We start from the raw sequence: 15,569 nt of genomic DNA, 5'->3' as shown, positions 1-15,569 counted from the left end.
GGAAGATGAACGGGATTACTTTGCCTTCAACCCTAATCAAGTCTATGACAAAACGATCAAAATTATGAAAAAACAAAGACAAGCGCTTTGGCTGGCACGTACAATTATGAAAATATCAATACATCAGCTTTTGTTGGTTTTTCTGTTTGCAGGAGTGAGCCTCGCCCGGCCTGCTGATGCGCAGGATGCATTGAACCAGAAAATATCCATTCGCGCAGAAAATGAAGGATTACGTGACGTCCTCAACCAGATCCAGAAGCTGGCGGATGTGCACTTTACCTATACCTCAAACCTGATTTCGCCCGATCAGAAGGTGACCGTGACTGCGCACCAGCAAGCATTGTCCAGCGTACTCGACGAGATGCTGCTTAAAGCCGGAATCCGGTACAAGTTGCAGGGAAAACAGATCATCCTGCAAAAGGTAGTCAATCAATCCAGCCGCGAAAGCGAAGAGCAGAATAATCTGCCGGAAAGCAATGCTCGTCAGGAAAGAAATATCCGGGGAACTGTCAAAGATGATCGCGGTGAAGTGCTTCCGGGCGTGAGCGTAATGCTGAAAGGCTCGCAACGCGGTACACTTACCAATACCGATGGCGCCTTCGAAATCAGCGTGCCCGACGAGAACGCGACGCTAATACTCTCCTACGTGGGCTACGTCAATAAGGAAATTCTCGTCGGAGACCAGACGACTTTTAACATTGTTTTGGAATCGGATATTAAAATGCTGGACGCGGTAGTGGTTACTGCGCTGGGGTTTAAAGAATCTGCCGATAAGCTCGGTTCTACGAGCTCGAAAATCACGGATAAGAGCATTGCAGCGTCCGGAGAAACGAGTCTGTTGAATAAAATGGCGGGTAAAGCTTCCGGCGTTTTCATTGGCAGGTCTTCCGGCAGCGATCCGGGCGGCGGCTCTTTTGTGCAGATCAGGGGTGCGAGTACCTTGTCGGGTTCGTCGCAGCCGCTGTATATTGTCGATGGTGTGCCTATTAACAGCTCGGTTCATGGTGGTACCAACATTCGCGGCGTTGTGCAGCAATCGCGCGTGAATGACATTAATCCCGACGATATCGCTTCCATTCAGGTTTTAAAAGGGGCTTCGGCGGCGGCGCTCTGGGGGTCGCGGGCTGCGAATGGGGTGATCGTGATCACGACCAAAAATGGCTCATTTAATGACAAAATGCGGATTTCATTCAAATCCAGCTATTCAATGGATGAAATCAACCGCTACCACCAGAGGCAAACTGCATTTGGCCAGGGTGACCAGGGCAAATTCAATCCTGCTTCGGGAAATGCCTGGGGCGACAAGATCGAAGCCAGGGCAGGCGGTGCGGACGAGGTGAATACGGCGGGTGAGTTTTTTGAAGGTTACCAGACTGGAAAAAAATACTACCCCATTATCAAGAAGAATTCGCGGGATGTTTTTGCCGATGATCAGTTCAATTCGATTTTCAGAAACGGATATGCTGTCGACAACAGCCTAAGTCTGAGTGGTGGCGGGGCAAACTCCAACTACCTGTTCAGCCTGAGCGATGTGTACCAGAAAGGTGTTTTCAGACAAAACAGCGATTACAGAAGGAGCACGATCAGGCTGAATATTGAAAGCAAGCTTAGTGAGATCATCAAACTTTCCACGCATGCATCTTATGCGATGATCCGGTCCGAGCGCGTGCAGCGGTCCAACAATACGGCTGGTATGCTGCTGGGTTATTACCGGATGACGCCCGATTTTGACATCACCGATTACAAAGGCAACTATTATAGCGGCCCCAATGCAGCGCCGGTTGTAAACAGACAGCGCTCGTACCGAAATTATTTGGGAAATAGCTCCAACCCGGTATATAACAATCCATTGTGGACGATGATCGAGCAGAAAAATCCGAATTCGGTGAACCGTTTTATCGGTAGCGCAGAGCTGACCATTACGCCAATAAAAGGATTGGATATCATCAACCGGTTTGGTATTGACAACTCTTCGGATGTGCGCCAGACGTATTTTCCTGTCAATTCCGCGCAGGCGGAAGCAGTGAATTTGAATGGGCGGTATGGTGAGGTGAATATTCTTGAAAATCAGCTCAATTACGATCTGATCGGTAGGTATAGCCACCAGTTTAACCCCAATTTTTCAGCAAACCTGATCGCCGGATTCAATTTAAACGACAGGAAATATGCTGACCTGGGTGGTGAAATGTCCGATTTTTTGATCGCTGACGGACCCTGGAATTTTTCCAATGCACTGACGGTCAACAAAAATCCTAATAACAGCAAAACCAATGTCCGCAGCGCGCGGGCATATTCGGTACTTGGCTTGTCGGTTTACGATGCATTGTTCTTCAATTTCTCTTTCGCCGGTGAAGCCGCGTCGACTTTTGGAGAAGCTTCTGATAACACTTTTTACTATCCTTCCGGCGATGTCGCCTGGCAATTCTCGAAGCTGAAACTGTTTGAGAAGGCCAACTGGCTGACTTTCGGGAAGCTGAGGGCATCTTATGGCGTGGTAGGTGTGCAGCCTGCGCCTTACCGCACACAGACTTTGTTCGTGCCCGGTAACTCGCTTTACGGAAACGGATCTTACCTGCAAAGCGCCAATTTCGGGAACGATCAACTGCGGCCGGAAAGGAAAACGGAATATGAAGTGGGTGCCGATCTGCGGTTTCTAGGGAACAGGCTCAGAACCGAGATTACCTATTACCAAAACAAAACACGGGACTTACTGCTGTCCGTGCCGGTACCTAACTCGACTGGTTTTTCAAGCGCATATCAGAATGCCGGAACGATGCAGAACAAGGGCGTGGATTTTGATCTGAACTATGATGTTTTCAGAAAAAAAGACCTGACACTTTCGCTCAATTTTAACCTCAACAGAAACCGCAGTCTGGTGACTGATCTTGCCGGCGCGACGGCCGTGCAGGTGGGCGGTATCAGCGGTTATATGACGATCAATGCGCTGGAAGGTCAGCCGGTGGGCGTATTTATGGGCGGACAATATGCCCGAGACGATCAGGGTAACAAGATTTTTGATGCAAACGGTTTTCCTACCGTCAATGCAGCCAATGCGAAAATAGGAGATCCGAACCCGGACTGGCGGGGCGGATTTGGAGCAAATCTTTCCTATAAGTCTTTCTCACTCGGATTGCTGTTTGAAACCTTCCAGGGTGGCGACTTTTTCGAAGGGACAAGAGGCGTGATGTACTCGCACGGAACGCACGAAGACGTAGGGAAAGAGGTGACTGTGACCAAAGACCTGAAAAATTTCAAAGGCACAGTGATCCCCGCCGGAACTACTGTGAGAGGCAATGTTGCCGACCTGGGAGCAGGGGAAGTGCTGCTGGATGAATCGTATTACACGACTTTGGGCGGTGGTTTCAGCGGCTTGAAAGAACAGTTCGTCGTCGACGGAAGCTGGACCAGGCTGCGGGAGCTTTCGCTGGGTTACACTTTGCAATCCGAAGCTTTCAGAAAGGCGACGAAGTTGCGGTCTGTTGAGTTCAGACTGTCGGGTCGCAACCTTTTTCTGTGGACGGGCGTGCGCGGGATAGATCCGGATTCCAATCATACACAGGTTTCGCTGGGAAGAGGTCTGGATTACTTTGATAACCCCGGCACCAGATCCTACCTGTTTTCTTTACTCATTAACTATTAATTAGTTATCCTCATGAAAAGACTATTTCATTTTGCTATAACGTCCATTTTTGTCTTCGCGACCTCGTGTTCCAATTTTGTAAAGGACATGAATGTGGACCCGAATAATGTGACCGATGCGCCGGCGGATATGATGCTCACAGGTGCGCAGGTGGCGTCCGTTAACTTCAATGGGTCACGGATCGCGATCATTTCCAATATGTGGTCGGGTTATATGACAGGGATCCAAAGGCAGTACCTGAATTATCAGAACTACCAGTACACGGCGGTGGAAACCGACGATGCCTGGACCTACATTTATAACCAAACCTACATTCAACTCGAAAAGGCGATCGGCAAATACAGGGAGGCGGACAACCAGCGCGGAATCGGCATTGCAAGAGTGGTTCAGGCTTATGTAACGGGCTCGGGGGCAGCGCTTTATGGTGATATCCCATTCTCGCAGTTTGGCAATCCGCAGCAATTTCCCAATCCGGTTTTCGATCCGCAGGCGAGTGTGTATGCGGGTGTTCAAAAGCTGCTCGATGAAGGAATTGTGGCCCTGGAATCGGGAAAGGGTGCGGTGACAAACAAGGCCGACATTTTCTTTAATGGCGATGCGGCCAAATGGATCGCAGTAGCGCGTACATTGAAAGCGAGGCTTTATATGGAAACCAGGGAGTACGATAAAGCTTACAATGAAGCATTGAAAGGCATTGCAAGTCCTTCCGGTTCTTTGCTGAGCCCGCACACGGCAACGGCCGGCACGCGCAACCGTTATTACCTGCATAATGTGGAAGAACGTGCGGGAGATGTGAGCGCCAGAAATGCCTATCTGACCACTATTCTTGATTCAGCTTCGAAAACGTACCGGGGTAACGCGAAAACGGATGAGAATGCGCGGTTTAATTATTACTATGTCAATCTGGGTACCAAAGGCATTACCGGCGAAATCGAACCAAACTATCTTTCCGTAGCCCGCGGCGACTCATTGAATGGGGTTATTGCAATGAATGCGTCTTCGCCGATGGTTACTTACGAAGAAAACCTGCTGACGCTGGCGGAGGCCGCAGCCAGAAAGCCTGACTTTACTTTGGCATTAACGCACCTGAACAAGTTTCGGGAGTTTATGAGGTCGGGCGGCTACATTGACTCTACTTACCGGTCAAGATACAGTCTTAAATATGACGCTTATGCAGACGCCGATTTTGCTGCCGGCGGAATGGCAAATCCAACCAATCTTGACAAAACGAAGGCGCTTTTGGAAGAGATACTGGAAGAACGGTACGTCACTTTTTTTGTCCGGCTGATCGGTTTCAATGATATCAGAAGAACGCGCAAAGAGGGAATCGGCATCAAGCTCACGCCTTCCACAGGCAACCGGCTGCCTGAAAGGTTCTTTTACGGACAAAATGAGATCAACTCAAATGCAAGCACCCCTAATCCTTTGCCTGACCTTTTTGAGCCTACGGCGGTCAATAAGTAAATCAATCCATTGATAGCGAGTAGTAAAGACCAAATAATGATGCACAAACAACGACAATATCCTTTGATACCAATGTTCCGATGTTATTTAGCAGCTATTCTTTTCTTGTTGATTTGCGGAAGCTCGGCTAGCGGCGAAACCATAATCCGCAAAGCCAAAGCTACGCTGACGCCGGTTGAAATGAACAAGGAGGATACGCTGAAATTTACCCTCCGGAATGGCGAAATCCGGACAATGGTATTGAAGGAAATTTCGTCGGATATCATTATTACTAACCTGGGAAAACTCAGGGAAGACCAGCCAGGAGGCGCCACGCTTTACCATTTTACCTGTCAGGTGCTTATGGACGGGCATCTGATGAAAATGGAACGTTATGTCGGGTCTCAGGAAAGTTTTTATGAGCCTTATGTGATCAACGGAATGCGGATATGGTTTGATGGGGTAAATTCGATCGGGCAGATTATCAAGGATGAGCACGGGGGGAAAAGCAGCGAATCGGTGCCGCACAAACACGCGCGTTTTGCGGTGACTGACATGACCATCCGCATTGCGCCATCGAAACTTTACCCGATGTTTCCCAGCAGCGAAAATTTTCTGCGCATCTCAAACAGCTACAACGGCGACGATTGCTGGATGGGCGCCTACAATGGGTTTGAACTGCACGGCGGCCTGGATCTGAACAATCCTGCTGGTACTCCACATTTCACGCCATTTCCAATCGATGATCATTACTTCCTTTTCAGTCTTGGAAAGGGCGATAACAACAACCGGTGGCGGGGCATTCATACCTGGGAAAACGGCGATCTATGGAGCATTCAGAATCACCACATGCTCAACCTGCGCATTCCGGAACATACGCCTATTGGCGCAGGCGTGTATTATTCCGACGGGTCGGGTGTGCATGTAGGGAATAACAACCACTCACATTTTGTATTTCGGGTCAAAACAAAGGAGGAGGAAACCGAGATTTTGCTCGATCCGTGGATTCTGTTTTGGCAGATTTTTGAAGATAACCGTGAGCGGGCCGGTGAAACCAAGGCGATCATCGGTCCGCTGCGTCCGGGGAAGACAGGGGTTAGGGTTTCCTTTACTGGTGAAAAATCAAGGAACGAATACAAAAGCGCTGGTCGCGAACTGCTGTACTACTGGACATTCGGCGACGGCGGCATTGCTATTGAGAAAAATCCAAACCACGTTTTTGTAAACCCGGGCATTTATCCGGTGACGCTTTTGGTCGACGACGGCGTTACCCGCAGCAGCTTTACGCAGCATATCACGATTGATGGCCCGAATGGAAATGCTGCGTCAAAACTAGCCTCCGCATTGGCATTGGTTTGCAGTGAAGAACCTTCGTTTCGGATCCGACCGGTGCATGTGATGGACGTTTATGCATTGGAGAGAAAGTTTATTCCAAATTCACTTCATTTTCTTGCAAGGCAAACGAGGCCGCAGCCTAATGCAAAAATGGTCGCGTTGGTGAATATTGGCAAAGGTGTATTCGGGAAAGTCAATGCGCCAAAAGTGGAATATCTAAGCGGGAAAGCCTGGCTGGATCTGCAAACGGAAGGGCAGGGCAATGCGCAAAATTTGAAGGTTTCTGTTAATGCAAGCGGTCTGCGTACCGGCGTTTACAGCGCGCGTATACGCGTGGAGGTTCCGGGCAGCGTGAATGCAGTGCAATATATAATGGTAAACCTGACGATCCCGACTTATCCTCCGGCGCACAATGAAACCGGAAACCTGAAACGCGAGATCGTCGACAATGCGGACGTGCGTGAAAACCGGTTTTACAGCACGCCTTACTTCTGGGTTGCGCCGCAGTTCAAAAGGTGGAAGGAAAAAGGAGTCGGTGATATATATCTGACCAATGGCGGCCGGGCTGCGGAAGGCGAATTTGTGAGGTTTAGGCCCGATCTGGCGGCAGGTACTTACGAGCTGTTGTTTTCAGAGCAAACCCCTTTTGACCCGCAACTCCGCGCAACGGCCAATGGAAAGAAGTACCCGGTCGATAGGAAACTGAATGCGGTGCCGAGGTTCAAAGTGAAGGTTTATTCAAAAAAAGGCGAGCAGGAAATCTGGGTAAAGCCAACAGAGTCCCTCTCCATCGGAAAATTTGATTTCCTGGAAGGAATGGACGGTTATGTTGATATTGTCAGCGAAGGATCGGAAGGACAGGTGCTGGTTGATGCAATGATTTTTAAGAAAGTACAGGATTAGATTAAACCTTATATTGATTGACATGAAAAAATATTTGATTTATATAGCTGCCCTGATTTTTATGTGCAGCAATGCAGGTTTTTCTCAAAAACAAAAAACACAATCCGCCGACGTGATTATCTACGGAGGAACTTCTGCGGCGATAACTGCTGCGGTGCAGGTTAGCAAGTCTGGAAAAACAGTGCTGGTCGTTTCACCCGACAATCACTTGGGCGGCCTTTCTGCAAGTGGTCTGGGTTTTACAGATACAGGTGACAAGTCGGTGATCGGCGGTTTGGCCAGGGAGTTTTACCACCGGTTATACCTGCATTACGACAAACCCGAGGCTTGGAAATGGCAGAAAAAGGAGGAGTATGGCAACAAAGGTCAGGGGACACCTGCAATGGACGGAACTGAGCATACGATGTGGATCTTTGAACCGCACGCGGCGGAGCAGGTTTTTGAGGATTTTGTTAAAGAAAATAACATTCAGATTTACCTCGACGAGTGGCTCGACCGGCAAAATGGTGTGGAGAAAAAAGATGGCAAAATAGTTGCGATCAAAACACTTTCAGGCAAAACTTCAAAGGCAAAATGTTTATTGATGCCACCTATGAAGGTGATTTGATGGCTGCCGCCGGTGTTACATACCACGTTGGACGCGTGGCAAATAGTGTTTACAATGAAAAATGGAATGGTGTACAGGCAGGCGTTTTTCACCACAAACATCATTTCCAGAAGAATATTAGTCCATATAAGGCGGAGGGCGACCCGAAAAGCGGCCTGCTGCCTTATGTAAGTGATGAAAAGATAGCGGAAAATGGCTCTGGGGATAATAAAATACAGGCTTACTGTTTCCGGATGTGTCTTTCTGCGAATCCCGATAACCGCATTCCATTCGCCAAACCGGAAGGCTATGATCCTGCCAACTATGCATTGCTGGGCAGGGTTTACAAGGCAGGCTGGACAGAGACATTTGATAAATACGACCCGATTCCAAACAAAAAAACAGATACCAACAACCACGGTACATTCAGCACCGATTTCATCGGTCAGAACTATGATTACCCGGAAGCCACTTACGAAAGGAGAAGGGAGATCATCAGGGCGCATGAATTGTATCAGAAGGGTCTGATGTATTTCTTGACCAATGACCCGCAAGTTCCAGCAGATGTCCGCAAAGAGATGAGCAAGTGGGGGTTACCCAAGGATGAATTCAAAGATAATGGCGGCTGTCCGCACCAGATCTACGTGCGTGAAGCCAGAAGAATGATCGGCGAAAGTGTAATGACCGAAAACCACACGCTTGGCCTGGAACCGGTTAGCCAACCGATTGGAATGGGTTCTTATGCGTTAGATTCGCACCATGCACAGCGTTATGTTAAAGAAGATGGATTTGTGCAGAATGAAGGTGATATCGGTGTGCATCCCAAGAAGCCTTACAGTATTTCCTATACTTCTATCATTCCCAAAAGGGCAGAGTGCCAAAACCTGTTGGTTCCAGTTTGCCTTTCCAGCTCGCACATTGCTTACGGATCCATTCGAATGGAGCCTGTTTTCATGATTTTAGGAGAGAGTGCAGCTTCCGCTGCGGTGCAGGCGATTGACGCCTTTTAACGAAAAAAGCCCCTCAACTTGCGTTGAAGGGCTTCCGTACCCAGAGCCGGAGTCGAACCGGCACGAGTGTAACCTCATTGGTGTTTGAGACCAACGCGTCTACCGATTCCGCCATCTGGGCATTCTCTTACTTGTTGGGAGTGCAAAAGTAGACAGAAAAAGAGATTAAGCAAGTTTCCGGCGAAAAAATACCTACAAAATTATTCGTACCGCAATGCTTCGATCGGATCCAGGCGGGATGCTTTGATTGCCGGGTAAATGCCGGATATCACCCCCACAAATACGCAAACCGCAATTCCCATTGCCATCCAAAGCCATGGAACAACAAATGTGGCCTCGCTGCTGATCGAATTGGAAATGACATTACCAATGATAATTCCGAGGAAAAGTCCGCCGATCCCACCCAAAATGCATACGACAATGGCTTCGATCAAAAACTGAAAACGAATGACCCTCGGAGTGGCGCCGAGCGATTTCCGGATGCCGATTTCTCGAGTACGTTCAGTCACAGACACCAGCATGATGTTCATTAATGCAATGGATGCACCTAAAAGAGTGATGATCCCGATTCCAAATCCGCCGATACGCAGGTAACTCGACACCTCTTCGAAATCTTTGGCCATGGCATCAGCCCGGTCAATTTCAAACGAATCTTCCTTTCCCAATGGATCGGCGCGGATGCGCCGCATGATGCCGCGGGCTTCTTCAACAATCATATCGCCGTCCGTAACGTTCGGTGCCGAGGCGGTAACGCTGTATGCGAGCGACCGGTTTGCCGCCAATGCACGGCCACTTTCGATCGGGACAACGATGATCCGGTCCGCGTCGTTATCGCCACCCAATGACCCTTTCTTTTGCAAAACGCCGATTACTTTATACCGACTGCCCATGAATGTGATTTCCTTGTTGATGGGGCTGACGCGCACGAAAAGTTTTCGCGCCACTTCCTGGCCCAGTACTGCCACGTTCAGGGAATTTTCCAGATCGTTTTTATCGATATTTCGTCCCTCGTCAATTTTATAGCCTTTTATTACTAAAAACTGTTCGTCCGTCGCCACCACACTGCAGTTCGGATTGGTTTTGGTGGATTGGTAGTTGACCTGCACTGCGCCGGCGATGTCGGTGGAGAGCGAAGAGATCGCCGTGTATGAAGCTTTGAATTTATCGGAGAATAAACGGGCCTGCCGGTAACTAATCGTCGGGTAAGTTTTACTTCGTCGTCCCCGGCTGAAAAAGTCGTCTTCGTAACGGTTCCTAACGGTAAATGTGTTGGCCCCGAGGTCGGCGAAACTGCTGTTTACGGAGCTTTGGATACCCTCGATGGCAGTCAGGATTCCGACGAGGGAGGTGATGCCGATGGCGATGATCAATCCGGTGAGAACGGTTCTTAAAAGATTGCTCTGGATCGATCGCAAACCTTCGTCTATATTTTCGCGTATGTTCATTGTGAATTATAGCTTAGGCACCATATTTTGTAAAATGTCGTTATCCTTTTCTATATTTAATATTTACATTTTGTAAAACTGCGCATGAAACCTGAAAGAATCAAACCAGTGATACGTCTGATTGTCCCGCTTATCATTTTTTTAACAATCTCGTTTAAAAGTGTTTCAAACCGGCTTTTGATCCCCATGGATGAGAGCCAGAAGAACCATTTGAAGGCTTATGGGATTTCTTTCTGGATTCTGAAAAATTATGAAATGGAAATGGACTGGCTGCTCAATTACCGGGGAGGAAGTTTTATGGTAGCGTATAATCAGCAGTTCGCAACGGAGATGACGGTGCGTGGTGTGAGTTTTGAGGTGATCTCCGAAGGTCAGGCCGGACAGATACTGAGCCAGATTAGTGCGCCGGACGTGAATATGGATGCGGTTAAATTGCAAAAAGCTCCTAAAATCGCGGTTTACTCACCTAAATCGAAATTGCCGTGGGATGATGCGGTTACCCTGGTTTTGACCTATGCCGAAATACCGTATGATGTCATTTACGATGATGAAGTGTTGAATACCAAGCTTCCCGAGTATGACTGGCTGCATCTGCATCACGAGGATTTCACGGGCCAGTTTGGTAAATTTTTTCAATACAAAGATTATCCCTGGTACCGCGAGCAAAAGCGCGAAGCAGAAGAAACCGCCGCGAAATATCAGTTTGGAAACGTGCCTCAAATGAAGCTGGCGGTCGCCAAACGGATTTCGGAATTTGTAAGTGGTGGCGGCTATATGTTTGCGATGTGTAATGCGACGGATACGTTCGATATCACACTTGCGGCCGATGGTCTCGACATTGTGGAAGCCATGTACGATGGTACACCCGCCGACCCGACTGCAAATGGCAAACTGAATTTCGATAACACATTTGCATTCAAAGACTTCAAAACCATTCCATATCCGTACGAAATCGAGTTTTCCGACATTGATAATCAGCCCGATGAACGTGGACTGATCGAGTCGAATGATTTCTTTTCGTTATTTCAATTTTCAGCGAAATGGGATCCGGTCCCGAGTATGCTGACTCAGAATCACCAGACGTTGATCAAAGGCTTTTTGGGACAGACTACTGCATTTAAAAACCGCGTAATTAAGCCTGAGGTAATTGTTTTGGCTGAAAATAAATCTGCAAAAGAGGCGCGTTACATTCACAGCACGCACGGAAAAGGTTTTTTTACATTCTATGGCGGGCACGATCCGGAAGATTACCAGCACCGGGTTGGCGAGGAGCCGACCGATCTCAACCTGCACCCAAACTCGGCAGGTTACCGGCTGATCCTGAACAATATTCTTTTCCCGGCAGCCAAGAAAAAGAAACTTAAAACCTAGCGAGCTTCTCCTTCTATAATACCTTGTTCCAAATCACACAAACCGTGCGTTAACGCACGGTTTTTTGTTTTTCAATTCAGTATAAAATCTTGTTTATCAGTCAATTATGTATTGGCACGAAAATGTAATTACAAGTTGCAGATTAGCCATGAAACAGTACCATAACCTCCTTTTAAAGTAATGGATCGGGAAATTGCACCGGATTACGTGAACACTACCAGAAATCGACGATGGCTGATGATCGTGGCCATCGTCGTCGCACTGGGCATCCTGGTATTCTTCTTCAGAAAATCGCTCGTCAGTTCACTGGCAAGTGATCGGATCCGCACCGGAACCGTGGGGACGGGCGATGTTGAGAATACCTTAACTGCATCCGGTGAGATTATCCCGGCTTATGAGCAGATCTTTACCAGCCCGATCCGTGCGAGCATTAAACGCATTCTCATCACGCCGGGAACCCGCGTTCAACCTGGTCAGGCGATCATCGAGCTGGATAAATCGCTGACACTCATTGAATTTGAACGGTATCAGGATCAATTGGAATTGAAGAAAAACGGCATTGACCAATTGCGGATGAAACTGGATAAGAATTTGTACGATGCCGAGATCAGTGATAAGATCAAGTCTTTGAATATCAATAAATTAAAAGCGGATTTTGAAGATGCGAAACGTTTGCAGAAAGTTGGCGGCGGAACGGCCGAGGACATTACCCGGGCGGAAAATGCATTAAAAGTGGCTGAATTAGAGAAACAGCAGCTTGAAAACGATCTTAAATACAATCGCGAATCGATGGGTGCGAGCCTGAAAGAAACGCAGTTGGGCGCGCAGATCGAAGGTAAAAATCTGCAGGAATTACAACATAAGTTAAGAATGGCGGATATCGTCGCCGACCGGAAAGGAGTTTTGACCTGGGTCAATGAGAACATCGGATCTTCGGTAAATGAAGGTGAGATGCTGGCAAAAGTGGCGGATCTCGGAAGTTTCCGTGTGGAAGGCAGTTGCTCCGACGTATATGCAGATCAGGTTAAAGCCGGACTTTCGGTGATTGTGAAAATAAATGAAGCCGAGCTGCGCGGGATGATTACCCAGGTTAAACCGGCAGTGAAAGACGGAGTGATCGGTTTTGTCGTGCAATTGGATAATGCGAACAACGAATCGCTGAGGCCCAATATGAAAGTGGAAGTATATGTGGTAACCAGCAAAAGTACCCGCACAATGCGGGTCCCGAACGGGCCGGCATTCACCGGGAAACGCAAACAATTTGTGTACGTATTGGAAAATGGAACGGCATACCGACGAGAAGTTGAAACCGGACTTTCCAATTTTGATTTTGTCGAGATCAAAAGCGGTTTAAAGCCAGGTGAGAAGGTTATTTTGACCAATATGAATGATTACGAGCACCTTGAAGAGATTTCAATCAACTAAATGCGATGAGAAAACTCTTCATTCTGATCTTTTCTTTTATTCTGACTTCCGCCGCTTTTGGGCAGGTCCGCCCGCTTTCATTGCAAGAAGTAGTGCAGCTTTCCCGCGAAAATTCCATCGCGTCGAAACAGGCAGCAACGCAGAAAAAGACGAATTTTTGGCAATACCGTTCATTTTTGGCCGACTACAAACCGCAGTTGAGTTTAACCGGAACATTACCCGGATTTACAAGGTCTTACATTGAGGTCGTGCAACCTGACGGTACCGTTTCATTTCAGCCGGTTTCCAACAATAATTCGCTTATAAACCTGTCGCTGAGCCAGGGAATTGCGCTCACGGGCGGGACGATTTATGTTCAGCAGCAATTGCAGCGGTTTGACGATTTCGCCCGTGACAATACCCGATATAATGGCATTCCGTTCGAAATTGGCATAAATCAGCCATTGTCGCGGTTCAATACATTGAAATGGGATAAGAAAATTCAGCCGTTGAAGTACCAGGAAGGGAATCAGCAGTTTGTACAGTCTTTGGAACAAGTTGCGCTGGACGCCACCGGTTTTTATTTTGAATTGCTCGTTGCGCAGGTAAATCTGCAGATCGCGGAAAAAAACCGGAGCAATAATGACACACTTTACAAAATAGCCCAACACAAACTGGAACTTGGAAAAATTTCGCAAAACGATCTTCTGCAACTTCAGATGGGATTACTGACTGCGCAGAAGGATCTTGCGTCGGCGCAACAGGCTGCGGCGGTGGCCTCTCTGAAACTAAAATTATATATGGGAACGCGCGACGAACGCGAACTGGAACTGGAAATTCCATTGGAGGCGGATGAATTTAAAATCAATACACAAACTGCATTGGATGAGGCTTTTGCAAACCGTTCCGCATCCATTGGTTTTCGCAGGAAACTGCTTGAAGCCGAGCGGGATGTGCAGTTTGCAAAAAAAGAAACGGGTTTAAATGCTTCATTGAATGCGAGATTTGGCCTTTCCAACCAGGGCAATAATCCGGGAGAAATATATGTAAATGCACAGGACCGTGAATTTGTGGAACTGCAGTTTGTATTGCCGATCATGACCTGGGGGCGGAATAAAGCGCGGACTGAAGTGGCGAAAGCAAACCAGGAATTTGCCCAGCAGTCTGTGGAGCAGGACAAACTTACTTTTGAGCAGGAGATTTTTACGCAGGTTACCCTTTTACAAATGCTGCAAAAACAAGTAAAACTCACTAAACTGGCCGATAACATCGCTGCGGATCGCTATCAGATCGCAAAAGAAAGGTTTATCCTGAGCGACCTGAGCGTAACCGATCTTGGCATCGCAACCCAGGAAAAAGACATCGCCCGCCGCGACTATATTTTAGCATTAAGAGATTACTGGCAATCGTATTACAGTCTAAGATTGCTGACATTATATGATTTTGAGCGTAAGCAGAAGATTAGCTATTAGCCGTTGGCCGTTAGCTTTCGGCAGTCAGGATAGATATTCACTCATTCAGTCAAAATTAAATTCACTCATTCATTCATTCATTCAAAATTAAAATCCGCCATGATAAAATTACAAAACGTCGAAAAAGTATATCGCACGAGTTCTATTGAAACGCTTGCTTTGAACAACATTAATCTGGATGTGAAAAAAGGGGAGTTCGTTTCCATTATGGGGCCTTCCGGGTGCGGGAAAAGTACATTGCTGAATATTATGGGCCTTTTGGACGCACCTTCCAAAGGTTATATCGAAATTGACGGGAGTAAAGTAGAGCGTTATCAGGACAAAGAATTGGCGCATTTGAGAAATCAAAAACTCGGTTTTATTTTTCAAAGCTTCCACCTGATCAATGATCTTTCGGTGATCGATAATGTGGAAATCCCGCTTTTGTACCGCAATAGTTCCGGAAAAGAACGCCGGGAGCTGGCTCAGGAGGCATTGGAAAAAGTGGGTTTGAGCAATCGGATGAAGCATTTTCCCAAACAATTATCAGGTGGTCAGAAACAACGGGTAGCGATAGCCCGGGCAATTGTAGGCAAACCAGAGATCATCCTCGCCGATGAGCCAACCGGTAACCTCGACAGCGCCATGGGTAACGAAATATTGAGCATTCTCCAAAAACTAAACGACGACGGCGCCACCATCGTAATGGTAACCCACGACGACGCCATGGCGAAAAAAACGCACAGATTGATCCGGCTGTTTGATGGGACGCAGGTGCTTTAAATTGTGAGATGTAAAAAGTGAAATGTAAGATGTGAGATGTGAGATGTGAGATGAATGTGAGAAGTTAGATCCGGGCTGCCGGGCGGTGAAATGGGAGAAAGGTAGTGCATCTTCGATCTAATTACCATTCAAGTCAGCTCAAACCATAATTTCAACCCGTCACATTTTACATTTCACCGCCCGGCGGCCCGAATCCCT

General features: G+C 47.6%; 8 protein-coding genes, 1 tRNA gene and 1 pseudogene. 8 read left to right on the top strand and 2 right to left on the bottom strand.

The features are described 5' to 3' along the window. Positions 1–64: 64 nt before the first annotated feature. The 4 genes and pseudogenes from LZG72_RS21990 to LZG72_RS21975 all read left to right on the top strand — a co-directional run. A complete protein-coding gene (locus tag LZG72_RS21990; protein ID WP_233877171.1) occupies positions 65–3,640 on the top strand; it encodes a SusC/RagA family TonB-linked outer membrane protein in 3,576 nt (1,191 codons plus the stop codon). A 12-nt stretch (positions 3,641–3,652) separates the two neighbouring features. Continuing rightward, entirely contained in the window at positions 3,653–5,104 is a 1,452-nt protein-coding gene (locus LZG72_RS21985; RefSeq protein ID WP_233877169.1) for a SusD/RagB family nutrient-binding outer membrane lipoprotein, read from the top strand. Between the two features lie 72 nt (positions 5,105–5,176). Further along, positions 5,177–7,321: a PKD domain-containing protein gene (locus LZG72_RS21980; protein WP_233877167.1), complete on the top strand. Its 2,145-nt coding sequence runs from the start codon at positions 5,177–5,179 to the stop codon at positions 7,319–7,321. A 61-nt stretch (positions 7,322–7,382) separates the two neighbouring features. Further along, a pseudogene (locus LZG72_RS21975) lies at positions 7,383–8,908 on the top strand (FAD-dependent oxidoreductase); the annotation flags it as partial. Between the two features lie 46 nt (positions 8,909–8,954). Here LZG72_RS21975 and LZG72_RS21970 read toward each other — a convergent pair. Both LZG72_RS21970 and LZG72_RS21965 read right to left on the bottom strand, forming a co-directional pair. Continuing rightward, positions 8,955–9,038, bottom strand: a tRNA-Leu gene (locus LZG72_RS21970). Between the two features lie 79 nt (positions 9,039–9,117). Further along, a complete protein-coding gene (locus tag LZG72_RS21965) occupies positions 9,118–10,362 on the bottom strand; it encodes an ABC transporter permease (RefSeq protein ID WP_233877165.1) in 1,245 nt (414 codons plus the stop codon). Between the two features lie 84 nt (positions 10,363–10,446). On the opposite strand from LZG72_RS21965, the gene LZG72_RS21960 reads away from it, so the two are divergent. The 4 genes from LZG72_RS21960 (at position 10,447) to LZG72_RS21945 (ending at position 15,371) form a co-directional block, all read left to right on the top strand. Further along, the gene (locus LZG72_RS21960; protein ID WP_233877163.1) at positions 10,447–11,733 is read left to right on the top strand and encodes an asparagine synthetase B; all 1,287 of its coding nucleotides are present in this window, start codon (positions 10,447–10,449) and stop codon (positions 11,731–11,733) included. A gap of 180 nt (positions 11,734–11,913) precedes the next feature. After that, entirely contained in the window at positions 11,914–13,158 is a 1,245-nt protein-coding gene (locus LZG72_RS21955) for an efflux RND transporter periplasmic adaptor subunit (RefSeq protein WP_233877160.1), read from the top strand. A 5-nt stretch (positions 13,159–13,163) separates the two neighbouring features. Then, on the top strand, positions 13,164–14,609 hold the full coding sequence (locus tag LZG72_RS21950; RefSeq protein WP_233877158.1) for a TolC family protein: 1,446 nt from the start codon (positions 13,164–13,166) through the stop codon (positions 14,607–14,609). Positions 14,610–14,708: 99 nt separating this feature from the next. Beyond that, on the top strand, positions 14,709–15,371 hold the full coding sequence (locus tag LZG72_RS21945; protein ID WP_233877156.1) for an ABC transporter ATP-binding protein: 663 nt from the start codon (positions 14,709–14,711) through the stop codon (positions 15,369–15,371). Positions 15,372–15,569 lie beyond the last annotated feature (198 nt).

The sequence above is a fragment of the Dyadobacter sp. CY323 genome, assembly GCF_021390245.1.
Taxonomy (GTDB): Bacteria; Bacteroidota; Bacteroidia; order Cytophagales; family Spirosomataceae; genus Dyadobacter.
This window is presented reverse-complemented; position numbering and strand designations above follow the sequence as displayed.

Bases quoted from the DNA above. Each gene is read 5' to 3' on its own strand.
- LZG72_RS21955 (WP_233877160.1), top strand. From the start codon at position 11,914: ATGGATCGGGAAATTGCACCGGATTACGTGAACACTACCAGAAATCGA.
- LZG72_RS21985 (WP_233877169.1), top strand. From the start codon at position 3,653: ATGAAAAGACTATTTCATTTTGCTATAACGTCCATTTTTGTCTTCGCG.
- LZG72_RS21950 (WP_233877158.1), top strand. From the start codon at position 13,164: ATGAGAAAACTCTTCATTCTGATCTTTTCTTTTATTCTGACTTCCGCC.
- LZG72_RS21980 (WP_233877167.1), top strand. From the start codon at position 5,177: ATGTTCCGATGTTATTTAGCAGCTATTCTTTTCTTGTTGATTTGCGGA.
- LZG72_RS21965 (WP_233877165.1), bottom strand. From the start codon at position 10,362: ATGAACATACGCGAAAATATAGACGAAGGTTTGCGATCGATCCAGAGC.
- LZG72_RS21960 (WP_233877163.1), top strand. From the start codon at position 10,447: ATGAAACCTGAAAGAATCAAACCAGTGATACGTCTGATTGTCCCGCTT.
- LZG72_RS21990 (WP_233877171.1), top strand. From the start codon at position 65: ATGAAAAAACAAAGACAAGCGCTTTGGCTGGCACGTACAATTATGAAA.
- LZG72_RS21945 (WP_233877156.1), top strand. From the start codon at position 14,709: ATGATAAAATTACAAAACGTCGAAAAAGTATATCGCACGAGTTCTATT.